Raw genomic sequence first — 24,136 nt, 5'->3', positions numbered from 1 at the left:
AAAGTTTGCTACATTCCTACAAAGAATGCTTTAGGTAGGCGGATGAAACCTTTATTCTTAAGCTAGCGTTGCAGAAGTTCCATCTTCAAAAACGTATTCCATACTTATCGGCTCCCTGGTTTTCCAAAATTCCGAGTCAATTTCATTTACCTTTCTAACAATGCGATGTACATCGGCATCTTTGTTCAAAACAATCTTTAATCTATTTTCACTAACCTGTTCTACATCCTTTATATCATCAGCTAATGCTGTTTCCTTTAAAATACTTATCATGTTTTTCATACAGATTCAACCCCTTTATGAATAAAAAAGTTTTAACATTTATTAGTAATCAAGTTGGATCAGATATGCAATATTTAATAGTTTTTTAAAACCTACTGCAAAATATAATGTTCGCCATATATGAGAATTACAGATCGTACAACTTCTAGCGAACTTAACTCCATAGAAATTGGCGATGAAGTTACTTTCGGAATTAAAAAAGGCTTGGTATTCAGAATTATAGTTTTTAAGTATCCCAGCGAAGATTGTTTTTATTTCCTATTGATCAATGGCGAACACATCATCACTAAAAAAGCCAGGATTTAATGATTACCCTTTTAATTAACGATTAGCCAAACATGCTTATGTAAGTAGTTTTAGAGCGCATAAAAAGTTTCCACATCAGTTTAAAACTTTTAATAGGCATAATGTGTTCTATTGATGATTTTTGAAAATCAAATTTGACATAACATAATGGAAACCATCTTAACTGACGCAAATTACAAATTGACAATCAACAGAATTGCATTACTTTCTTCAATGCAAATGTTAACCCCAAACGAGGCTGAAGAACTTGGTAAATTGAGTAAAATGGCAATGGCTTACGAATACCGTAAATATGATTTTGTCTTAAGTAATCTGTTAAAGAATCAATTATTTCAACCATCGATAGTTGTGTAAGAATTGAATTTTTTAACCTTTCTTAAATATGGCAAGAGCCAATAAATCCATTTACAGTGCTTTAGCGGCAAACCTTTTAATTGCAATTACTAAATTCATTGCTGGAGCTTTTACTAATAGTTCTTCGATGATTGCGGAGGGAATTCATTCTACCGTTGATACGAGTAATCAACTCCTACTTTTATATGGATTAAAACGAAGTATCAAACCGCCCGATAAATATCGCCCATTTGGTTATGGTAAAGAGCTGTATTTCTGGTCTTTTATAGTTTCCATCATGATTTTTGGTTTAGGTGGAGTAGTTTCAATTTCGCAAGGTGTTGAACACATCCGTCATCCAGAAACCTTGGTAAATCCGGGTTGGAACTACGCTGTTTTAGCGATGTCTTTTGTTTTTGAGGGTGCTTCATTAATTATTGCCATTAAAGAATTTGATAAAACCAGAAAAGGTTTATCATGGTGGAAAGCTATCATCAAAAGTAAGGATCCATCGGGCTTTCTTGTATTATTCGAAGACGGAGCAGCTGTACTCGGCTTACTTATTGTATTTATACTGATGGTTTTAAGCCACAATATAAATATGCCGTTTCTTGATGGATTGGCATCGGTTTTGGTGGGCATTTTATTAATTTTCGTTTCGTTTATACTAGCCAGAGAAAGTAGAAGCCTATTAATGGGCGAAGGTTTAACTCCAGAAACACAAAAGAAATTAAAGGAATTGGTGGAAAGTGACGATGATGTAATTGAAGTCAAAAGCATTTTATCAACTTATCAATCGCCAAAGGAAGTTCTTTTAGTAATGATTTTAACATTTGAGGCAAAGTTAAATACAGAAAATTTAACTCAGGCCATAGATCGGTTGAGGAATAAAATTAAGGCAGAATATGATGTAATAAAATTCGTAATTATTCAACCACAATCTGTTAATATTTCTGAACGCGATAAATCGGAAGATATTTATCTACAATAATATATATTCTTCGGTAAAAATTATTGTGCCATTTTCTTTAGCTTTAGTTTTAAAACACTAGCGGCTTTTGTGTAGCCACCCTCTGCCCCATCTACAAAATGGATATGATCATCCTCTAAATCTCTAACATAACAAGACATTACAGATTCTTTACTTACATAAAGTGCATACACAATCTCGCCCTCATCCTCCAAAATATTCAATGCATTTTGTAATGATAAACGTTGTTTTTCAGTTCCGGTAATCACAGTATTAATTCTGCCATCAATAACCAAGGTATCAGACATTTCGACCAACTGCTTTAGATATTTTTTACCGCTATCGGTTCGAAAATATATGTAACCATATGCATTAATCACCCAAGTTTTAATCAATTCAAAAAACTTAACTTCACCCAGCCTATGCCTCATCTCCTTTCCTAGATTATTAAAGCTGGTCCTAAAAATCAGTTTCGGGATAGAAATTGGTTGCCTTTTTTCTGGCGCTCCATAAATTTCATCCAAGTGGCGAATTACCCTACTAAATATTTCAGGCTGCTTAGTGCAATCTTTGGCAATCACAATTAAAGTTACTACCTCCTCGCTATTTTCTGGAGGCTCAATTTTATCCCATCGGCATTGCATTCCACTTAAATCAATTTCTTCACTTGCCTGATCATGTCCAGATAACAAGTAATCATCGCCCTTAATTATCTTTTCGGCATAATCAAGTCCATCACCTAAAACAATAGGAATTGAAAATATTTCAGAACTACTAAATCTGCTAATGCGGAGTGCATGACCATTTTTATAAATATCCTCAACAGCAATAATTCCAGCTCTTAAATCGATATTAAAATTTTGCAAGGTATTGTTTCTGTAGAGAATTAATGCTTTCATAGCATCACTTACAATACTGGTGGGAACAATAAAAGTTGCTCCATCGCCACCAAAAAAGAATGGAACAGCAATATTTGCCTTAAATGCAATGTTCAAAACAGTTACGATACTTCCAGTGGCAATAAGGTTTACATTTTCGTGCAAACCAGCACTTACAGCTACAGTTGAACTTTTTATATCGGTGATGATAACATGCCAGTCGCTCGGAACATCAATGAAAAATTTAGCCTGAATCAATAATCGATGCAAAGGAATTTTTTGAATGGGAAGATTAGAATAAAAATGATCTTGGCTTTGCGACATCGCTTATCAATAAAATATGCTTCAATATACGTAAAGGATTGATTTTAATATTTACAACTGGTGGTATTTGCCGTTAATCTTATTTAGAATAATTAAAAATAATTTGTTAATCTGATATAATTACCTTTCTTTTGCGCCTAATAAGAATTAATCTAAATAAAAATGGCGAGAAAAATTACCCTACTTTTCAATGTATTGGTTGTTATCCTAACCCTAACAGGATATGCTCAAGCACAATCAAAAAACGGTTCAGTATCAGGAACTGTTAAAACAAGCGACGGAAATCCAGCATCATATGTTAGCGTTGGTTTAAAGAACACAAAAAAAATAACTCAAACAGACGAGAAAGGAAATTTCTTAATCAAGAATGTATCTCCAGGAACATATTTTATTAAAACTTCTGCAATTGGCGTTTCTACTCAAGAAAAAGAAGTATCAGTAATTGCCGGACAAAATGCAGAAATCTCATTTGCACTGGCTCAATCTACCTCTCAACTTGATGAAGTAGCAATTAATGGATATAAAACACCTAATAGCAAGCCAATTAACCTTGGTAAAATTGCAATTGCGCCAAGAGATCTTCCTCAAGCCGTTCAAATTATTGGCACTCAGGTAATTGCTGATCAACAAGCTAACAGCCTGGGCGACATTATGAAGAATGTTAACGGTGTAGCATTAGGTGCAAATCGTGGTTCGGTTGGCGAAAATTTCTATGCAAGAGGCTACAGCCTGGGATCGAACAATGTTTTTAAAAACGGTGCTAGAACTACCATCGGAGGAAGCCCTGAAGCAAGTACATTAGAATCGGTAGAGGTTTTAAAAGGAAGCGCAGCATTACTTTATGGTGGTGTTAGTGGTGGTGCAGTGGTAAACATGGTAACCAAAAAACCAAAATTTGAGTATGGTGGTGAAGTGTTAATGAGAACTGGAAGCAATAGTCAATACAAACCTACTGTTGATATTTATGGTCCGATTTCAAACAAATTAGCGTTCAGAGCCATTGGTACTTACGAAGATGCTGGTAGTTTCAGAGATTTTGTAAAATCAAAAAGGTTTTATGTTAATCCATCATTATTATATAAAATAAGCGAGCAAACAGAAGTATTGGTTCAGGGTGATTATTTAAAAAGCGATTACACGCCAGATTTTGGTGTAGGATCGGTAAATAGCCAGATAATTGATTATGGGCGTGAAAAATTCATCAATACTCCTTGGGCTTATAACAAAACCAATACGGCAACTGCACAAGCAAACTTAACGCATAAATTTAATGAAAACTGGAAGCTAAATGCGTTGGGTTCATTTCAATCTTATAATCGTAATTATTATGGATCTGAGCGTATTCAGGCAAACTCATCTGGAGTTGCATCAAGAAACTTAGCTAGAACGATAAGTCAGGAATATACCTATAACCAACAAATTAACTTAAATGGCAGTTTTAATACTGGCCGTATTAAGCACACTTTATTAGTTGGGGTAGATGCTGATCAATCGAGAGTTACCAGTAATGCTTTTGCTTATGGTAAAAATCCCAATGGCACATACATCACAGCGCTAAACTATGGCAATGTAAACTTATTCGATCCTAACACCTATTATGGTTCTGGTGTAATGCCAGAAGCTTTTGCTATTACCCAAACGCTAGCTCCAGTTTACAGATATGGTGCTTTTGTTCAGGATTTGATTGAGGTTACTGAACAGTTTAAGGTATTGGCTGGTGTACGATATACCGATCAAAAAACTGCGAGCTCGCAGGCATTAAATTTGGAAAGTGGCGTTGTTGCGCCAGGAGCTACCAAATTTGATGATGCTTTTTCTCCAAAAGTCGGATTGATTTATCAACCATTAAAAACCATTTCTATGTATGTAAGTTATGCGAATAACTTCATCCCTAACTCTGGTATTGATGTTAATAGCCAAGCATTGGCTCCATCAATGGTTGATCAATATGAGGTTGGCGTAAAAAATGATTTCTTTGGTGGTAAATTAACGGCCAACTTAACATACTATAAAATTATTAATGGTAACATATCACAAGCTGCTATTTTACCTGATGGAACTACAAGTTCAGTTTTTAGACAATTGAACGGCGAGACCACCAGCGATGGTTTTGAGGCGGATATAACAGGTAATTTAGCGAAAGGATTAAATTTTTTAATGGGCTACAGCTATAACTACATGCGCTACACCAATACAGCTGATGTAACTGGGATGATTGAAAATGTACGCTTAGTAGGAACGACTAAAAATACTGCAAATGCAACTCTATTCTACACTTTCCAAAGTGGAGCTGTTAAAGGTTTGAAACTAGGAACATCAGCATTTTATACTGGAAAACGTAATGGTGGATGGAACGACGCTAAAAATGCAGCATCATTAAGATTGATTCCATTAGGTGCGTTTACCACCCTAGATTTTTCTGCAGGGTATAATTGGAATAAGTTCTCCATTCTTGCCAAAGTATCTAACATTACCAATGAACTGAATTATTTTGTTCACGAGAATTACAGTGTGAACCCGATTGCTCCTCGACAATTCTTAACAACGCTCTCTTATAAGTTCTAGATAAATCGACATAAAAAAACCCCGATTCACTTAAAACATGATTCGGGGTTTAATTTTATAATGTGTTATTACATGGTTGGGGCTTGTTCATAAATAGACCAAAGCTGTTCTTTGGTTTTCGTTTTTTTAGCCAAGATAATGTCAGAATTAGTTGCTCCATTTTTATCGGCTGGAGTAAGTTAGAGACTTGTTCCTTTAAGTTTAATGAAGTAAATATCTTTTCCAGCAGCCTCAAACGTATATTGCTGTTTATCATTACCCAAGATAATGGGTTGCTCTTCCAATAATTTAATCTCCTCTCCTTGTTTTGGCTGAAAGGTTTTGCCAGTAAATAAATTCTTTAATTGGTAGGTATTGCTATCTGCTGAGATAAAATTCCAGGTCATGCATTTCCAGTTCTGGGGATCGTAAGCAACTAACGGTGTTCCGTTTTTATTACTTGCATCCTTAATACGTAAAAGCATACCATTTTGCACGTTTTTTATGGCGAAGTTTCCTTTAAATTTCTGTGCAGAAGCCGTTTGGAAAATCGAAAACACCAATGCAATTATTAATAACTTAATCTTCATAAACCTAATATAACCAATTATTTAGCAATTACAGAATGATTAAAATTGTTCCAGATTTGCCTAAATGAAAATAGTAATGTAATTCTCTATGGCAATGTACCTTTTCAATATTATCTACTTTGCCACTTTTTCCATATTCGTCCGAAACGAAATCTCCTATGCGAATGTTCTCTAACTGAATTTTATTTATAGAACTTCTCTTGATAAATTTTGTTAGCTTTTCCATGAGTTTTGCGGTTAGGTAAATATTTACGCAATGGAAAATTGTTTGGTTTTAATGAAATACAAAATACTTACAAATAAGTACGATTCGGGTGGTTTTAACTATTGTTATCCAATTATTTATCATAAAAAAAGCTGAATCAAAATTCAGCTTTTTTAGAAATATTATAATTTAATTTGCGTCGTAAATCACAACCTTTTCAAAGTAAATCCTAAATTCATCTAGAAAGGCTTTATGTAAAGGGTGAACTTGGTAAATATCATGAGCATCCATATCTTCAAAAAACAATACTAGGCTGAAAGTGTAGGTAGTATCTACAACAGCACGCTCGATTTGGGCTGGCGTACCTACGTGAAAAGTTTTTACAACTTCGATATTTTCTAATGTTTGCAAACTCTTGCGGAAAGCAACTTTTTGATCTTCGGTGGTATCGGCCTTAAGCCAGAATAAAACGTGGTGAGCTATCATTTTTATATTTTTTTTCAAATATAATCAAAGCCATAAAAGATCAGAGTAATTTATCCAAAAATGGTTTTTGCTTTACTAATTGCCTTTTTTAAATCGATTCCTTTTCCTAAAACGCCTTTAAATAAATCGCCTTCAGCCCTTAATCTTTCGATGGCGTTAAAAATATTAAAATCTTTCATTTTTAATCCAGGCTTAACTTCATCCCAATGCAAAGGCATAGAAACTGTTGCACCTATTTTAGGTCTTAAAGAATAAGGACCCGCAATTGTTGCCCCTGGCCTATTTTGCAAAAAATCTAAATACATTTTTCCTTTACGAGCTGAAATCATCCGTTCTAAGGATGTATAATCGGGAATTTGCTGATGGACAAGATTAACTACAATTTTCGCAAACATTTGACTTTGATCGTAAGTGTATTTTGCATTTAGCGGAATATAAATGTGCATTCCAGTAGATCCAGACGTTTTACAAAAACTCGGAACTTCTATAGCATCTAACACTTTTTTGGTTTCTAAAGCAGCCTCTACCACTTGATCAAAAGTATGTTTATCAGGATCTAAATCTATTACACAATAATCAGGATTATCGGGACTTTGAATTCTGCTGAACCAAGGATTCATCTCAATACAGCCCAAACTAGCCATCCAAAGCAAGGAAGCCTCATCAGTTCCAACCAAGTATTCCTTTTTTTCTCCCTCGCCATTTTCATAAGGAAATGTTTTCGCCCAATCTGGCGCTTTTCCTTTTACATCTTTTTGATAAAAGCTTGGTCCATGAATACCGCCCGGAAATCTATTGAGCGATTGAGGCCGATCTTTTAAGTATGGAAGAATGTATTCGGCAACCTGATAATAATAATTAAACATATCTCTTTTGCTAACCTTATCCTCTGGCCAATAAATTTTACTCAAGTTGGTAAACTTTAAATCATGTCCTTTTATTTTTCTAACCTGAGTTTCATCTTTGGGATTTAACAGTGTTTTGGGTTCTGTTCCTTTCGGGGGTTTTATCGCAGCTGCATGAACATCTTCTTTGTCAGCTTTAACCTCAACAATCTTATCGGTTGAGGCTTCCACTTCCCTAACAACATCTTTCGATTTTTTATCTTCTCTCATTCCTTGAAAAGATGGATGACGAAAAACTCCATCATCAGTAACCTCTGTAAATGCAACTTCACACACTAATTCTGGCTTTAGCCAAGTTGCTTTTGCCTTTGGCGGATTTGGCCTAAATCGCGATGGCTTATTAACGTCGGGAATTTCATCAAAAGGGCTTTCTTGTTTAATAAGAGGTTTGAATTGCTCCAGCATAGATTTTTGTAATTTATCAGAAAAACCAGTTCCAACTTTACCTACATATTGTAATTTTCCCTTTTCGTAAACACCAAGCAATAATGAACTAAAAGATTTTGAGGTATCATCATTTTTGGTAAAACCAGCGATAACCACTTCCTGCCGCTTGTGGACTTTTACTTTTAGCCATTCTTTTGATCTTCTATCTGGCACATAAGTACTGTTAATTTTTTTTGCGATAATTCCCTCTAAACCCATTTTTTCAGCAGCGGCAAAAAAATCGATTCCACTAGCCTTAAAAGCTTTACCCACACGCACGCGATCATCCTCCGTTGGGAGAATTTCATTTAAAATGGCTTGGCGTTGAAACAATGGAAGCTCCATTAAATTTTTACCATCGTACCAAAGTAAATCAAAAACATAGAAAACCAATTCGCCATCAGCTTCGCTACGCCAATTTTGGAGTGAACCAAACTTTGAAATCCCTTTCTCATTCAATACCAGAATTTCGCCATCTAATACCGCATTAATTTTCCATTCTTTTAATAAATCGTAAATGGGGTAAAATTTCTCGTTAAATGATTTGTTGTTTCGAGAAAGCAGTTCAACTTTTTGCTTATCTAGAAAAGCAAGGGCACGGTAACCATCCCACTTCACTTCATATTGCCACTCATCATCATCAAAGGGTTCATCTACTAATGTGGCAAGCATTGGTTTAATCCCTTTCGGTATGGGAGATTTTGGGGCGTTCTTGAGTAAAATCTTGGTATTGATTTCGGTTTCCCCTCCAACTTGTACAAGTTCATTTTTACTTTTTTTTTCTAGTTTTTTCTTGGGTGCTTTAATGTCTTGTTCCTTACCTTCTATCCAAACCTTCTCAGATGTCTTTTCCATCTGCTCAATTGTTTTTTGAGAACGTACCGATTTATCGAGCTTGGTAATATCTTTCATTGATGAAAAATCATCCTTATGCTTGATAAGCAACCAACCATTTTCACCCATTCCATGAGTTTTAACAAGCGCAAATTCTCCCTTAAGTTTTTCTCCGTGAAGAATAATTTTTAAAGAGCCATCATTTAATTGATTAAGTAAATGTTTTTCTTGGGCCTTTTTACCTTTTATTTTTTCAATAGGCTCGTAAGTTCCCTCATCCCAAACGATTACCGTTCCTCCACCATACTCTCCTTTTGGAATGATTCCCTCAAAATCTCTATAATCGAAAGGATGGTCTTCAACCATCATGGCTAAGCGTTTGGTTTTCGGATCAGTTGATGGACCTTTCGGAACTGCCCAGCTTTTTAAGACACCATCCATCTCAAGCCTAAAATCATAGTGTAACCGGGATGCATCATGTTTTTGAATTACAAAAAGCAATTTATTATCATTTTTACTCTTTCCTGCCTTCGGTTCGGCTGTTTTAGAGAAATCTCGCTTAGCAACATACTTTTCCAGACTCATATCTTAATCGATTTACTTTTTTAGATAATCCTCTACACCTACTGCTGATGTGCCAACAACCTGAACTGCTGCTTTAAGTTTATCTTTACTGATACCGAATTTTTCTGACCAATAATCTAATTCATAGGCCTCATTGATGTTGATTCGAGATCGATCAGCACCACCTGTTTTTTGTTTATCATCCATAATTATTTTGATTATAACGCTTTTAAAACAGTTTGATAGCAAAAAAGGTTTTAACAGCCGTTATGTAAACGGATATTAAAACCTTTCAGCTAAATATTTAAATTATAATTTTTTTTTACCTCATTTATTTATTTTAAAAAAACTTAAAAGCAACAAAACTAAATTGCTTAAATAATTGTTGTATAGAACAGCCAATATATAAACTTATGGAACAGCAACTAACCTCAATGAACGCCAGAAAAGAATTTATCGAAATTGCTGATGAACAAGATCGTAATTACTGGGCTACAAGGCTTGGTGTAACAAGCGAAAAATTAAAATCAGCTATAAAAGCTGTTCAAAGCATGGAATTTTCTAGATTAAAAGAATATTTAAGCTTAGAGAAAATAAAGTCTGGAAGCTATTATCAACAATTTGCGAATCAATAGTAATGTAATATAAGGTTTAGTTTGAAACTGAACTACTACAATACTAAGACTGTTTGATTTGAAATCCATTGCCAATAATTAAGGCATGGGTATTTTATTTAATAAAATTTTGGTATAAACTATTTACTGCTGCCCTGCTAAAATCAGGAAAGTCATCGGTATAAGTCGCATTTATCCCATTTGTTATAACAACAATACCAAACTTTTCTTTTGGATTAAAAAACATTGTACTATAAAGGCCATACGCAGAACCTGTGTGGCCTTTTAATTTAACACCTGGAATAAAATTATTGGCACTGCGAATTGCAAAACCGTAACCCTCATCTGGTGAAAGTGCTGTTTGCATTTGTTTGGAACTTTTTTTTGATATAATTCTCACACCATTTGAGGTGCCGTAATTCATGTGCATGATCATATACTTTGCCAAATCTGTTGCCGAAATCTTCATACCACCTGTAGGTGAAAAAATGGGTGTACTATATCCCATTACATAATTTTCGATTTCAGTTCTGCGGGGTGCATAAGCAGCCGATGCAATTGTAAAATTCTTTGTATCGGTATGGTATTCGTATAGCTTTGCAAAACGAGTGCTGTCTAAAGAATCAATGCAATAACCACCATAAAGTCCAAGTGGTTTAAGCACATGATTTTTTACATAATTATCGAAACGCTCACCAGATTTTTTTTCTATAATGGTACCGATTAGGTTAAAGTTGAGGTTGCAATAATTAAACTTACTCCCTGGTGCATAATCATTATAACACTTAGCCCAGTTTGGGTTTTTTTCTGGATTAATTAAATCAAGATTTAAATAACCCTGAGAATCATTTAAACTGGAAGTATGCGAGAGCGCCATTTTTAAGGTTATTTTTTGATCAGGAAATTTTGGATTTCTAATTTTAAAACCCACCAAATCACCAAAATCATCATCAACCGAAAGTTTGCCAGCTTCTACCAATTGCATAATTGAGGTAGCAGAAAATGATTTTGATATGGATGCAATTCTAAAGATGTCTTGATCGGTAAGTGGAGTTTTATTGTCTAGATCTTTGGCCCCGAAAGAGTGAGTGTAAATAATTTTACCTTTTTTTACGATTGCAACCGAGGTACCAACGGCACTAAACTTTTGCATAATAGATTTGAAATCGGCTTCGGCCTGCTCTTGCTGTGCTTGTGCAAATCCTGTAGTTAAAATGAATAAAACAGGGAGGAGATAAGACTTCAAAAGGTAAACTTTCATAAAACAATGGGATAAGATTTAAATATAAGCTTTGATTAACGAAGAAGTTTATGCGTAGTAAAAAATTTACTTCGCGTCGTTAACCTCCAGCCAATGCCCATCAGGATCCTTAAAATAAATCTGCTTAACACCATCTACCCGATGATTAATTGCACCTACTTTTCCGCCCCAATCCTCAAAACTGATTGCCTTAACCTGTAATTTTTTAATAAAATCATCGATTGATGGGACACTAAAACATAGATGGTCATTGCGATCGAAAACTAGATTGCTTTTAGCGCCTTGGATAAGATGCAGCGCACCAGCACTACCCAAAGAGAACCAAGTATGTTTGCCATCCTTAAAAGGTTCAGGAATTATTTTAAGATTGAAAACACTTTCATAAAATGTGGTCGATTTATTTAAATCAATTACATAAACTGCAATATGATTTAATACTGCCGGAGTATTTTGTGCCATGGATTTTTTAAAAAAAAGTGAAAAAATTAGAATTACAGCCAATAGGAATATTTTTCTCATGCTTAAATATCAGCTTTATAATGCAAGAACTGCAAATGATTTAGATATTTTACTTAAAACATTAATATAATTTAGGAGATAGGCAATATCCTCACTTTCGCTGTATGGCAAATTGTTCACCAGTTTACAAACAATGTAAAATACTGATTAACAATTTATTGATCAAAAAAATCATTTCGTTATTCCGTTTTTGTTTATTAGCTTTAACTATAACAAACGAGGAACTAAAACTAAGTTCTACTTTTTAATCTGCCGAAATTATCGCAATACCAGTTAGCTGTAAAATATTTATCTCGGAAATCCATTCTTAACTGGTTATTCATCATCTCCTATCTAAAATAATTATGGATATTTTTACCGATCTAAGCTCGCATGCGGTTTCATTTCTATGCGTTTATCAAGATGTTTGCAAATTAATCGGCTTGGAAACCAACATCAGTTCTACTCAGGTTTCCATTAATCTTCTAGATCTAAATTCGGAACCTTACAAGGCCAAATCTGTTAACATTGGTGTTATTAAACGTATAAATGTACTGATGTGGAATTGTCCACAGAATGAAGATGTTGTGGTATCGTTTTTCTTCTCGAAGATTAAGGTAATAATCGAGGTGTATGAATTAGAAGATCAGTCGGTTACGACAAATAAACAGGTAGTAAAAAATGAAAATTTAAATACTCCCGATAATCCTTATGCCTGGCGACAACATTTTAGAAAAATATTATATCAATATCCACAGCACAGAACAGCGCTTACAAATGCCTTAGAGTATATGCCCTTGTTAGTTATTTTGGCACTAGGAGCAGAAAAAGCAAACGCCTATAATCAAAGATTATATCAGGTTTGGGGAAATGGAGCTACCCGTTTTAAGGAGAAAAAGGAAGATAAATACATTCGAAACGAAATAAGTTATACCAAATGGTGGAACAACCCTACTAAGGATAGAAAAGCGAAAGCCATTGAGTTTTTAGAAGATGAAAAGAAATTGATGGCTGCTTTAGAATTAGAGGAAGTTGCCGTTCCATTTGAAAGCTTACTTAATCAAGAATTGGATGAGGTTGATAAGTCAAGAACACTGAGGAAATTTTTACCAGAAAACCTCTCTGCTTTAGCTGCAAAAAAGATTAATGATATTTCCGATCCGCTAGAACGGGCCAAACAAATGAAGTTAAGGGGAATTGCATTTTCCGGAGGTGGAATTCGATCTGCTACATTTAACCTTGGTGTATTGCAAAAATTATCGGAAATGAAACAACTGCATTCTTACGATTTTATTTCTACGGTATCTGGTGGTGGCTACATCGGTTCATGGTTTATTTCCTGGCTCAAAAGAGTAGGTTCAATAGATCAATTAAGCTTGCTTTTAAATTCTAGGGAATCTGCCGATCCAATGGCAGAAGAAGTTCGCCCAATTAGGTGGTTAAGGATGTATAGCAATTACCTTTCGCCAAATACAGGGATCATGTCTGCTGATTCTTGGACCATGGGATTAACCTGGTTAAGAAACACTTTAATTAATCAGGCCATTTTAGTACTATTGCTCTGTTCGATGTTATCGGCAATTGCACTGGTTTTCGAATTTTGGAACAATATCAGTTTCACCAATAACTTTCATTTTCAACAACTCTTCTGGTGGACATTTCTAATCTTATGCATCGGTGCTGCCATTACTTCATCAGGAATGCGCCTATACGATCGAGAATATGCACCACCAAGTAAATACAAATTCGGTTCGAGCAAATACATGCCAGCCTTACTCTTATTTTGGGCCGCAGCATCGAGCTTTTTAATTAGCGCATGGATGAAAAGCGAGTTACCCTTTTTAAACTCAGCAAGTTTTGATAAAAATACCATCATTTATCCGACAGCGTTGGCAGCTTTAATCGCAATGTTAATCCTAGCTTTTTTCGGTCGATATTATTTAAGAAGTAGGTTTGCCAACCAACAAGCCTGGTTTTGGCTTTGGGTATTTATCTCATCTGCCGCAGCAAGTTGCTTTGGTGCATTTTTGCTTACCATTTGCTGGCAAATAATGTCAATGTTAAAGGAAGTTAGTACTGTGATCCAATATTTACCGCAAAAATTAATTTTCATTTTGGGACTACCTTTGATATTAGAAACTTACACCCTTAGTGTAATCATCAGAATGTTATTAATGGGAAACTTATTTCCAGATGAAAGAAGGGAATGGTGGGGCAGATTGGGTGCAGTAATTCACAGATTCATCTTAATTTGGATTATTATAACAGCAGGGGCACTAGTTCTGCCCGATGCCTTGAGCTACTATTACTCAAAATATTCAGTTTTGGTACCAGCAATATTTGGTGGCTGGGGGGCAATTATTGGCGTAGCTGTAAAGCTAGCCTTTAAATCAAAATCCACCGCCGAAAGCAAGCAAAATAGCGGACTAAATTTTACTGAAATATTTATACGCTTTGCACCATACTTATTTATGATTGGCTTTTTACTACTCGGTTCAACAGCACTCGATGCTTTTAGAAAACTGATTGGAATGCATGAACATTCTGATGAGGAGCAACAATTAAGGTATTTTATCTTGACTATCGCCTTATTCGTCATCACCATGTTTTTCAGTTATCGCCTTGGTGTAAATGAATTTAGCCTGCATCATTTTTATCGAAATAGGCTAACTAGGGCTTATCTTGGTGCCACTAGAAGAAGAACAGACAGGGAAAGTACAGCCAATAATTTTACAGGTTTCGATAATCAGGATGATATTAAAATAGCTTCATTAACAGCAGGAAATGGTTACGAAGGGCCATATCCAATTTTAAATACAGCGCTAAATGCTTCTACGGTATCGGAGTTGGACAGACAAGATCGCAAGGCAGAATCATTTACCTTTTCGCCACTTTACTGTGGTTACGACTTCAGTTCGACACGTTCCGCAGCTGATACCAGGAATGGAATATTTCAATATGGTTACCGGCCCACCAAAGATTTTTCGGAACCAGACGGACCAACTCTGGGTACTGCAATGGCCGTTTCTGGAGCAGCCGTAAATCCAAACATGGGCTACCATTCATCGGCACCAACAGCTTTCTTGCTTACCATTTTTAATGTTCGCTTGGGCCGATGGATTGGAAATACAAGACTAGGTAGATGGAAAAGATCTGATCCAACTTCCGGATTAGCATATTTAATTTATGATATGATTGGAAAATCAGATATTAATAAGGATTACGTTTGCCTCTCTGATGGTGGCCATTTTGACAACATGGGTATTTATGAGCTGGTGCGTAGAAGATGTAGTTACATTTTGCTTTGCGATGCTGAAGAGGATGTGCAAGCAACATGTGAGGGTTTGGCAAATGCAATTCGTCGCTGTAGGATAGATTTTGGTGTAGAGATTAAAATAAACCTGACAAAGATTATCGAAAAAAATAAGGATACTGGTTTTGTAGAAAGCCATACGGTTGAAGGTACAGTTAGATACCCCGGCGATGAAATACCATCGGGAAAAATAATTTATGTTAAAACGGCTCTAACAGGCAAGGAAAGTGTAGATATCCGCCAATATTACCTGGCCAATGATAAATTTCCGCAGCAATCAACAGGAGATCAATTTTTTGATGAAGCGCAATTCGAAAGTTACCGTAAGCTTGGCTATCAATCGATAAAGGATATCCATCAAATAACCTAAAGGAATGGAACCGAATTTATACATTTTTAGGTTCCATTCTGATTAATGATGATTAGCGAGATTACATTAATTCATAACCTCGGCAAAAAGTTTATTAGAATGTAATTTTGCCTGGTGATTATAAATATGAGATGTACTCATAATTTCATTAACACCATATTTAGAAACAAATTCTTCTAAATTTTGCTTAATCGTATCCTTGCCACCAATGAAAGAATAATATAACATTTGTTCAACAGCTTCTTTTTCTAACTGATCCCAATGCTGATTAATGTTTTCAACGGCTGGTTTTAGCAATTCTCTTTTTCCTGTTATTACCCCTAAAAACATACGTTTTACCGAACTCGATAAACGTTCTGCTTCTGCATCGGTATCGGCAGCAACTACATTTACGCATGCCATAACGTAAGGTTCTTCTAGAAATTGAGAGGGTTTAAAATTATTGCGATAAATGGATATTGCTTGTTCGAAATAAGCGGGCGCAAAATGACTTGCAAAGGCATAGGGTAAGCCTTTTTCTGCTGCCAATCTTGCGCTATCGGTACTAGAACCTAATATCCAGATTGGAATAGTTAACCCCTCGCCCGGAATTGCCCTAACGGTCGAATATCGATTATCAACCGAAAACAACTGGTGTAACCTATCTACATCTCGCGGAAAACTATGTGCAGAATTAAAATTCTCTCCTCTTATCGCCATTGCCGTTACCTGATCAGTTCCAGGCGCTCTACCCAAACCTAAATCTATTCGGTTTGGATATAGCGATGCCAATGTACCAAATTGCTCTGCTACAATTAGTGGAGCATGATTTGGTAACATGATACCACCAGAACCTACTCTAATCCTGGTCGTTCCGCCAGCAATAAAACCGATTAATAATGATGGTGCAGAACTGGCAACTCCAGCCATATTGTGGTGCTCGGCAAACCAATAACGTGTATAGCCTAAAGCATCAGATTGTTGAGCCAACTCAAGACTAGTTTTAAAAGTATCGGCAGCAGTATATCCATCTAAAACAGTTGCGAGATCGAGTACGGAGTAAGGTATGTTTTTTAATGAGGAGATTTCCATGGATAAATAAGATTTTATAATCTATTGCCACAAAAATATCCTTTGAAAATCTAAATTCACCTTATCTTTCTACAAATGACCTTTAGCCAACACTAAAAGATTAGAATGACATTACTACGATTTTGACCTATTAAAATACCTGCTAAAGAACAACATTTGATAATTGATGGCATTGTCCCAATACTCCCAAGTATGACCACCTGGTCTAATAATAAAATCGTGTGGAATATTTCTATCTAGCAGTTTGTCATGTAAATCAACATTTACTTTATAAAAGAAGTCATTGTTTCCGCAATCTATAATGATAGCCAGCTTATTTGGTGTTAAAAGGTGTGTTAAGTTTATTACTGTGTTTGTTTCCCAACGATCTGGATGTTCGCTATATTTACCTAAACGCTTTGAAATATCCCAGTTCTCTGGAAATGGTCGGATATCTACACCTCCACTCATACTTCCGCAGGCACCAAAAACGTCTTGATGTCGAAAACCTAAGTATAATCCACCATGGCCACCCATACTTAAACCAGTTATAGCCCTAGCCGTTCGATCTTTTATAGTTGAGTAATGGCTATCGATATAAGCCACCAATTCGAATGTTATATAAGTTTCATATTGATAAGTAGAATCTTCTGGGCTATCAAAATACCAACTTGTAGCTCCTCCATCGGGGCAAACCACTACAATTCCATAGGCATCGGATAAGCGTTTCACAGTTTCCCTATCTGGTGTTTTATTTAACCATTCTGAATATTTTCCACCAGCACCATGTAAAAGATAAAGTGTAGGGAATTTTTTATCAGCGCTGTAACTTGCAGGCTTTATCACTACAGCCTTAATATCTTTCCTCATTATCTTGCTTTGAGTTAAAACAGTATCAACTGTTGCCGCAAATACAGTATTAAAGGAAGTAAGACAGCAAAATAAAAATGCTGCTAAAAATAGGTATCTTTTCATTCTTGATAGTTAAATTATTTCTTTGCCCCGGGTTTTGGAAACACTTGGTTAGTGTTTGCCCATTGTTTCCATAAACTTTCGAGTGCCTTAACTTTTTCGGGATTTTGGCCGGCAAGATCATTTACTTCAGATTTATCTTTGGATAGATCGTATAAATGCCAAGTGGTATCGCCACTAAGCGAGACTAATTTCCAACTTCCAGATCTCGCATATCGTGCACCAAAATGCTCATTAAATAAATTTGTGTGCCCCGCATTTTGTTTACCATCAAAAGATGGAACTAAACTTATACCTGTTGTAGGGAGAATATCCTTTCCTCTAAAGTTTGTTGGATATTTTGCTCCAGCCAAATCAACAAAAGTTTTCATAAAATCCATTACATGACCGACCTGATTACTGTAACCTCCCTTTTTAGCTTTTATCCCTTTTGGCCAAAACGCGATCATAGGTGTATGAATTCCACCTTCAAAAGATTGCTCTTTTGCGTAACGATAAGGCGTATTCGCTACATTTGCCCACACCCTACCAATTGAACTATAGGTGGTTTGAGGGCCAGGTATTGCTTGTTTCTTTGTTGCATAAATAATCGGAGATCCTGTTCGTGTTTCGCTTGGACGATCGAAACCTGGTCCGTAAGCAGCTGCATTTTCAGGACTGGCGCCATTATCTGATAGGAAAACAATTATGGTATTATCTAACTTTCCAGTTTTACGCAATGCATCAATAATTCTTCCAATACCTTGATCCATTCTATCAATCATAGCAGCATGTACGGCCATAGCTTCGGCATCCCAAACTTTATCGGGATTATTTGCCCAAGTGGTGTTTCGATCAATTGGCTTAGAAAGTTTTGTAGTATTTGAATCTATAAGTCCTAGTTTAACCATTTTCTTATACCTCGCCTCTCTGATAACATCCCAACCACCTTTGTAAGTATCTTTATATTTTGCAATATCTTCTGGCTTTGCCTGTAATGGCCAGTGTGGTGCATTTTGAGAAACGTAAAGAAAAAATGGCTTGTTGGTTTTTTTCCACGAATTAATATAAGCAACTGCTGTATCGTTAATGGCGTCGGTTTGATAGTAATCTTTGGGAACTGTTTTAATTGGCTTTGTTCCGTTAACCAAACTAAATGGATCAAAAAAATCTACAACACCCCAAATGGTGCCAAAAAATTTATCAAAGCCACGGCTTGTTGGATATTGACTAATTGGAGAGAAATCTCCATAATCTTTTTCATGATTAAGCCAATCCAATTGCTCTTTTGGATTTTTTTGGACAATAGTATTTGAAACATGCCACTTACCAGACATAGCTGTATTGTAACCAGCTGTTTTTAAAACCTCAGCAATAGTTACGGAGTTATCAGCCAATCTGCCAATATAACCAGGCTCATCTTCTGCTTCAGTCATTTTACCAATTCCAGCCTGTTGGTTGTATAAACCTGTTAGTAATGAGGCCCTTGTTGGACAACACCTCGAGGTATTGTAAAACTCCCTATAGCGCAAACCATTATTTGCAAGGAAGTCTAAATTGGGAGTTCGAATTTCTCCACCGTAACAGCCAGCATCAGAAAAACCCAAATCATCAGCCAAAATAACTACGATATTTGGTCGTTCTGGCTTAACTTCAGTATTTTTTTTTGTTGTAATCTTATCAAAGGCACTTAAGATAATTAGTGCTGATCCTGATAGAATGGCAAGTGATAGGAATATTTTTTTTGATTTCATTTTAAGGAATAAGTATCTCATCATACATTTAACGAAAATAACTAAATCGTTTTAACAACTGCAATTTTCACAAAAAAGTTATTTAATTACGATTTTGATTTGTGGAGCAGTTATTCCTTTTTTTGCTTATTCTTTCTAAATTTAAGCACTTCATCGTAAGGTAAAACACCAACCATTTTAGCCCATTTACCATATGCTTGGGAAAGTTCTTTTACTTTTTTGGGTATTAGAGTCGCAAGGTTATTTACTTCAGAACGGTCTTTAGCAAGATCGTACAGTTCCCATCGGTCTGTATTAACATTCTTAAATTCCTTTACCAATTTAAAATTACCTAAACGAACTGCGGAATTTCCCTCGTGTTCCCAAAATATCGGCTCTTGATGAATCGTTTGCTCTTTACCCAAAATTGCCGGAACTAAACTTTTGCCCTCGAGTGCCATAATGTTGTTTCCCTGATAAGTTGTTGGGTATTTCGCTCCAGCAACATCTATTAGGGTCGCCATAATATCTGGCAGAAAACCATATTGATTGGCAAATTTTCCATTTAGGCTTTTTGCTATTGATTTTGGCCAAGAAACAATGAGTGGCGTGCTAATGCCACCCTCATTAACCCAATGTTTAAATTTTCGGAATGGCGTATTCGACGCATTGGCCCACGATTGACCGTAGCTTAATGCATAACCCTTTTTAGTTCCTAGGTTTTCCTTTAAGCCCATTCCTAAGTTTCCACCCTCAGCGCAGGCACCGTTATCTGATAAAAACATAATTAAGGTATTATCCAACTGCCCTGATTTTTCTAGCTCACTTAAAACCCTACCGATATTTTGGTCCATTCTATCTATTTGGGCTGCATAAATCGCCATTCGATAATCCATTTCATCTTTTTGTTCATCACTAAGTTTATCCCAATCTGCACCATCTTGCAAACTCAATTTCACATTCTGATCGATAATACCCATTTTCTTCATCTGGGCAAAACGCTCTGTTCTCAGTTTGTTCCAACCCATTTTATATTTACCACGGTATTTATCAATATCGGTTTTAAATGCATTTAAAGGCCAATGAGGACTGGTGTAAGACAAATACATAAAAAATGGTTTGGTGTTTTGCTGCCGATTTTCCTTGATAAATTGTATTGCATAATCTGTAAAGGCATCAGTTGTGTAATAGTTCTGGCCCGTTGGTTCTGCAACTTCATCCATTAAGGTTAATCCCCTCGCCCCCGATGGATTAAAATAATTGGTTGCGCCAGCTAAAATTCCATAGTATTTATCGAAGCCTCGTTGCAGTGGCCATTTCTCCTTTCCATGATAACCTAAATGCCACTTTCCCGACATTAAGGTTTCATACCCCGAAGACTTTAAGACTTCAGCAATGGTAACACACTTTTTATTTAGATAACCTTGATACGCCGGCGTGCCATAATTAAAGGCCGTGCTATCTTCAGGATCATTACTCATATGCCCAATACCTGTTTGATGCGGGTACAAACCTGTAATTAACGATGCTCGAGTTGGGCAACATCTTGCGCCATTATAAAACTCCTTAAATCGAATTCCTTTCTGGGCTAATCTATCGAGGTTTGGCGTCTTGATTTCACTTCCATAACAGCCAATATCCGAATAGCCCATATCATCGGCCATAATGAGCAAAATATTGGGCTTTTTATTAGCAGTTTTCGGTTTATCCCTTTTAACATTAATTAAGATAATAGAAAAGCTCGATAGAAAAAAAAATATAATTGCTGCAAATGCAGTAAGTTTTTTGGAATTCATTTTCATAAAAGGATGATTTGGAATATTTCATTATTGCAGTAACAAAATATCGATTGACTAAAATCTAAATTCGAATTTTAAACTGAGAATTCATAATGAATATGATTTATGAATTAGAATCTGGGAAGATCTTAACTGGCAAAACGAACAACGAAATAGCAATTTAAACCGATGCAACAACTCATAGGTTTAGATGATGATGCTAGGTTTACATATTTAGATTGAAACTTCACATTTTACTTACTACTTATTTCAAAATAATTTTTAATTCTTTAAATTTAATCAAAGGTCGTCCCTATCCTTAACTTCTTAAGATTAGCAACTACGCATGCAAAACAATCAAAGCCATTTAACAGCTATCAATAATCAGGTACGGTTATGTCCTTGTGGTAAGGGAGATTATTCAGACGTTGAACGTATTCCTCGTACATTCTTGATGAAAAAATTGCTCTTCTTTCTTGAATTTAAACGATACAAATGTTATAAATGCATGAGCAATCGTTGGGTAGTTGGTAAACCAACGAATTAGATAATGATGTTAATGCTACACCTCCATAGCCTTGTAGATCAATATATACAATCTAGCGATTTATTAGATTTGAATAATTGCATTATCCAGTAGTGTATCAATTTTAACAAAAAAAACAATAACTGAAATATTAAACTGAATCAGAATAATAACGCCAAATAATAACTCATTATCAGATAATTACGTTTATAATATTGACATTTATCAATTTAAACAAAAAAGGGCTAAACATATCATAATAACTCGCTGTTGTATTTGTACATTTACATAAAATTAAATCAACGGGACGATTTAGATTTAAAATTATATGGCTCTACAGGATTGCAGACCTTTAATTTTCGGGGTTTTAATCTCTGAAAAAAAAGAAGGAGATAGCTTAAAACTATCTCCTTTTCTATAATAACACTTCACCAACGCAGATGAATTAATTCAATCTTTAGACGAAACAATTGATTAACGCTAAGTACGCATCAACATCGCAAGTATTCTTATTTAATATTCTCACTGATAATACCTATAAATAGTTGTTTTCTGCTTTACATGATGTAAAACTTATTAAAGCAGCGATAGCACTTAAAACGCTTTATAGAGATCCAAGGCAAAATAGTTTTAAAAATAAACCCTCTTGGAACCCTACTGGTTTCTTGGTTTTTACATTTCGGACATGCGGGGCATGTATTAACAATTGGGGATATTGGTAACATGATAATAGGGATATAAGGATAACTTGAATGACTATTACAAAACTAACTATTATTATAATAAATTTTAAAACAATACAAGTAACTTTTCAAATAATTAGTATTTATATGACTTAACTCAACTTTTTATCAGAAAAAAATAAGATTAACGTGCCGAATAGCAGATAATACTCTTAAAATGAATATTAAATCGTAAAAAAATTTTTTTTGGTGAAAACAATAGTGGTAGCCAAATTTAAAAAGCTCAAAATTAATTCAAAGAAAATATTCTAAGAGTAAAAATCGCATCAAATGGCAATTAGGGATGAAAATATTTTTGGACTAGATCTTTATTAGACCTATTTATTTGATGGATCAATAAAATTGGGGCAATAGATCAAAAGTATCGACCTCTGAGATTGGATGAGGATCAGAATTTTTAATTTGTTAAATAGCGATTTTGCTTTTTCGCCAGTGAACGATAAAGTTTTACATCACAATTATTCAATCTATTCATATTTACCAACGGGCCTTGTTGCTCATCTCCGATACTAAATCCATAATAACTTCACGGCCACTTTTCCAACGTTTTAGTCTGTTAACTTGCTGAATAACAGCTCTCGTTTTAATTTCTCTATTTGGATGATAGTAGTCTTCCATTAAATCTTTCATCGCATCATGAATATCAACTACGCTTCCAGTTAATAAGAGTATCGAATTGTTCTTAACTAAATCGGCAAGCGCATTTGCCATACTTGCTGCGTAGTAAGGGCAATCCCAATCATGTCGAAAAGGATCATCGCCTTTTATATTAACTTTTTGCAGCGGGTGCGATAGATCTTCCACAATCTCTGAGATTGCATCGCCAAATACATTAGAATATTCTGCTATAAAATGATTCCACCAACGCGGATGATGAGGTAAATCCTTTAGCAATGTATCACAAACCATTACACGTTTTGGATAGTCGGGAGTTGCTGGATCCATTACTACAAGAGAAGTACCAAAATGCCCTTCCTCGAATGAATGCCTACTGTAGATTACAAAAAACTGTAAGTCTGTTTCACCCGAATCGTGTAGTTCGGCTGTAAGAGATTTTATATCATGTAATCGCTCCTCTAAAAAACCACGTTTAAATAGTACATGCAAATTGCCATCTGATTTAGCAACACATCGCTTGCTATTTTCATCGAAAACATTCGTGTTTGCAGGTCGGCTGGTAAAATGATTACCGCTATTGTAACGAATTTCTTCTGAATTTGGCGGATAAGTGCTGATGTTTGCAGTGTCTCCAGCTTCAGTTTGTTTATTGGGATGAACCGATCGAAATGGTACATGCATTTGTTGACTATCCATCCTACGAGCCAGATTATAAATCCGCTGTTCTGTGGCTGCCAATAATGGATCTCCACTGATTGGATCAAAATAAACACTTTCAACACACCGACCTAAATGGCTAGCAATAAAAGGATTTGTTAATAATTTCTGAATTGGATGTTGTGTATTAAGGAAAAAATCTCGCAAGGCATCATTTACCAAATATTCATCCACTGGTTGGTCGAACTGAAGTAAGATTCTATCTTCATGATTCAAAATCCATTCCCGCAAAAACTCATAAACTTCTCGCTCAAAACGATTATTAGTCGTTTCTGCGACTTCTTTTGCGCAAATGATTGAATTCATAAATTTTTCGA

The 24,136-nt window shown here is 35.4% G+C and carries 20 protein-coding genes and 1 pseudogene; 7 read left to right on the top strand and 14 right to left on the bottom strand.

Annotated features, from left to right (window positions below; all coding sequences use genetic code 11):
• Nucleotides 1–57: 57 nt before the first annotated feature.
• Nucleotides 58–273, bottom strand: coding sequence for a hypothetical protein (locus EZ449_RS03740; RefSeq protein ID WP_165499688.1), 216 nt, complete (start codon nucleotides 271–273; stop codon nucleotides 58–60).
• A gap of 129 nt (nucleotides 274–402) precedes the next feature.
• Between EZ449_RS03740 and EZ449_RS03735 the strand changes: the two genes are divergently transcribed.
• From EZ449_RS03735 to EZ449_RS03725, 3 genes are all read left to right on the top strand, one after another.
• The gene (locus tag EZ449_RS03735; RefSeq protein ID WP_131556617.1) at nucleotides 403–588 is read left to right on the top strand and encodes a hypothetical protein; all 186 of its coding nucleotides are present in this window, start codon (nucleotides 403–405) and stop codon (nucleotides 586–588) included.
• 147 nt (nucleotides 589–735) lie between these two features.
• The gene (locus tag EZ449_RS03730; protein ID WP_131556616.1) at nucleotides 736–942 is read left to right on the top strand and encodes a hypothetical protein; all 207 of its coding nucleotides are present in this window, start codon (nucleotides 736–738) and stop codon (nucleotides 940–942) included.
• A 28-nt stretch (nucleotides 943–970) separates the two neighbouring features.
• Nucleotides 971–1,912 (top strand): cation diffusion facilitator family transporter, encoded by a 942-nt coding sequence (locus tag EZ449_RS03725; RefSeq protein ID WP_131556615.1) that lies wholly within the window; start codon nucleotides 971–973, stop codon nucleotides 1,910–1,912.
• A 20-nt stretch (nucleotides 1,913–1,932) separates the two neighbouring features.
• Here EZ449_RS03725 and EZ449_RS03720 read toward each other — a convergent pair whose 3' ends face one another.
• Entirely contained in the window at nucleotides 1,933–3,093 is a 1,161-nt protein-coding gene (locus EZ449_RS03720) for a DUF3095 domain-containing protein (RefSeq protein WP_131556614.1), read from the bottom strand.
• A gap of 174 nt (nucleotides 3,094–3,267) precedes the next feature.
• On the opposite strand from EZ449_RS03720, the pseudogene EZ449_RS23445 reads away from it, so the two are divergent.
• Nucleotides 3,268–3,591 (top strand): annotated as a pseudogene (locus tag EZ449_RS23445) (carboxypeptidase-like regulatory domain-containing protein); the annotation flags it as partial.
• Entirely contained in the window at nucleotides 3,568–5,658 is a 2,091-nt protein-coding gene (locus tag EZ449_RS03715; RefSeq protein WP_394347119.1) for a TonB-dependent siderophore receptor, read from the top strand. The pseudogene EZ449_RS23445 and the gene EZ449_RS03715, both read left to right, overlap by 24 nt.
• Nucleotides 5,659–5,837: 179 nt before the next feature.
• Here the strand turns inward: EZ449_RS03715 and EZ449_RS03710 are convergent, their stop codons facing one another.
• The 5 genes from EZ449_RS03710 to EZ449_RS03690 form a co-directional block, all read right to left on the bottom strand.
• On the bottom strand, nucleotides 5,838–6,227 hold the full coding sequence (locus EZ449_RS03710; protein WP_205942938.1) for an RICIN domain-containing protein: 390 nt from the start codon (nucleotides 6,225–6,227) through the stop codon (nucleotides 5,838–5,840).
• 28 nt (nucleotides 6,228–6,255) lie between these two features.
• Nucleotides 6,256–6,453 (bottom strand): hypothetical protein, encoded by a 198-nt coding sequence (locus EZ449_RS03705; RefSeq protein WP_131556612.1) that lies wholly within the window; start codon nucleotides 6,451–6,453, stop codon nucleotides 6,256–6,258.
• A 168-nt stretch (nucleotides 6,454–6,621) separates the two neighbouring features.
• On the bottom strand, nucleotides 6,622–6,918 hold the full coding sequence (locus tag EZ449_RS03700; protein ID WP_131556611.1) for a Dabb family protein: 297 nt from the start codon (nucleotides 6,916–6,918) through the stop codon (nucleotides 6,622–6,624).
• A gap of 50 nt (nucleotides 6,919–6,968) precedes the next feature.
• Nucleotides 6,969–9,668, bottom strand: coding sequence for a DNA ligase D (ligD, locus tag EZ449_RS03695; protein WP_131556610.1), 2,700 nt, complete (start codon nucleotides 9,666–9,668; stop codon nucleotides 6,969–6,971).
• 12 nt (nucleotides 9,669–9,680) lie between these two features.
• Nucleotides 9,681–9,854 (bottom strand): DUF3606 domain-containing protein, encoded by a 174-nt coding sequence (locus tag EZ449_RS03690; protein ID WP_205942937.1) that lies wholly within the window; start codon nucleotides 9,852–9,854, stop codon nucleotides 9,681–9,683.
• A gap of 206 nt (nucleotides 9,855–10,060) precedes the next feature.
• On the opposite strand from EZ449_RS03690, the gene EZ449_RS03685 reads away from it, so the two are divergent.
• Entirely contained in the window at nucleotides 10,061–10,282 is a 222-nt protein-coding gene (locus EZ449_RS03685) for a DUF3606 domain-containing protein (RefSeq protein ID WP_131556609.1), read from the top strand.
• Between the two features lie 94 nt (nucleotides 10,283–10,376).
• Here EZ449_RS03685 and EZ449_RS03680 read toward each other — a convergent pair whose 3' ends face one another.
• The gene (locus EZ449_RS03680; RefSeq protein WP_131556608.1) at nucleotides 10,377–11,522 is read right to left on the bottom strand and encodes a serine hydrolase domain-containing protein; all 1,146 of its coding nucleotides are present in this window, start codon (nucleotides 11,520–11,522) and stop codon (nucleotides 10,377–10,379) included.
• Between the two features lie 66 nt (nucleotides 11,523–11,588).
• Nucleotides 11,589–12,041, bottom strand: a complete 453-nt coding sequence (locus EZ449_RS03675; RefSeq protein ID WP_225872217.1) for a VOC family protein — start codon at nucleotides 12,039–12,041, stop codon at nucleotides 11,589–11,591.
• A 344-nt stretch (nucleotides 12,042–12,385) separates the two neighbouring features.
• Between EZ449_RS03675 and EZ449_RS03670 the strand changes: the two genes are divergently transcribed.
• Nucleotides 12,386–15,703 carry a patatin-like phospholipase family protein gene (locus EZ449_RS03670; RefSeq protein ID WP_131556607.1) on the top strand — a complete coding sequence of 1,106 codons (3,318 nt, stop codon included), beginning with the start codon at nucleotides 12,386–12,388 and terminating at the stop codon, nucleotides 15,701–15,703.
• 66 nt (nucleotides 15,704–15,769) lie between these two features.
• On the opposite strand, the gene EZ449_RS03665 is transcribed toward EZ449_RS03670, so the two are convergent.
• The 5 genes from EZ449_RS03665 to EZ449_RS03645 form a co-directional block, all read right to left on the bottom strand.
• Nucleotides 15,770–16,774: an LLM class flavin-dependent oxidoreductase gene (locus EZ449_RS03665; protein ID WP_131556606.1), complete on the bottom strand. Its 1,005-nt coding sequence runs from the start codon at nucleotides 16,772–16,774 to the stop codon at nucleotides 15,770–15,772.
• 114 nt (nucleotides 16,775–16,888) lie between these two features.
• Nucleotides 16,889–17,728, bottom strand: a complete 840-nt coding sequence (locus EZ449_RS03660) for an alpha/beta hydrolase (protein ID WP_131556605.1) — start codon at nucleotides 17,726–17,728, stop codon at nucleotides 16,889–16,891.
• A gap of 14 nt (nucleotides 17,729–17,742) precedes the next feature.
• The gene (locus tag EZ449_RS03655; RefSeq protein ID WP_131556604.1) at nucleotides 17,743–19,458 is read right to left on the bottom strand and encodes an arylsulfatase; all 1,716 of its coding nucleotides are present in this window, start codon (nucleotides 19,456–19,458) and stop codon (nucleotides 17,743–17,745) included.
• Between the two features lie 110 nt (nucleotides 19,459–19,568).
• A complete protein-coding gene (locus tag EZ449_RS03650) occupies nucleotides 19,569–21,239 on the bottom strand; it encodes an arylsulfatase (RefSeq protein ID WP_205942936.1) in 1,671 nt (556 codons plus the stop codon).
• 1,722 nt (nucleotides 21,240–22,961) lie between these two features.
• Nucleotides 22,962–24,125, bottom strand: a complete 1,164-nt coding sequence (locus EZ449_RS03645; RefSeq protein ID WP_131556603.1) for a hypothetical protein — start codon at nucleotides 24,123–24,125, stop codon at nucleotides 22,962–22,964.
• Nucleotides 24,126–24,136 lie beyond the last annotated feature (11 nt).

This window comes from Pedobacter frigidisoli (assembly GCF_004331675.1).
In the GTDB taxonomy this organism is placed as follows: domain Bacteria; phylum Bacteroidota; class Bacteroidia; order Sphingobacteriales; family Sphingobacteriaceae; genus Pedobacter; species Pedobacter frigidisoli.
Note: the sequence above shows the minus strand (reverse complement) of the source record. Positions and strands in the feature narration are given on the sequence as shown.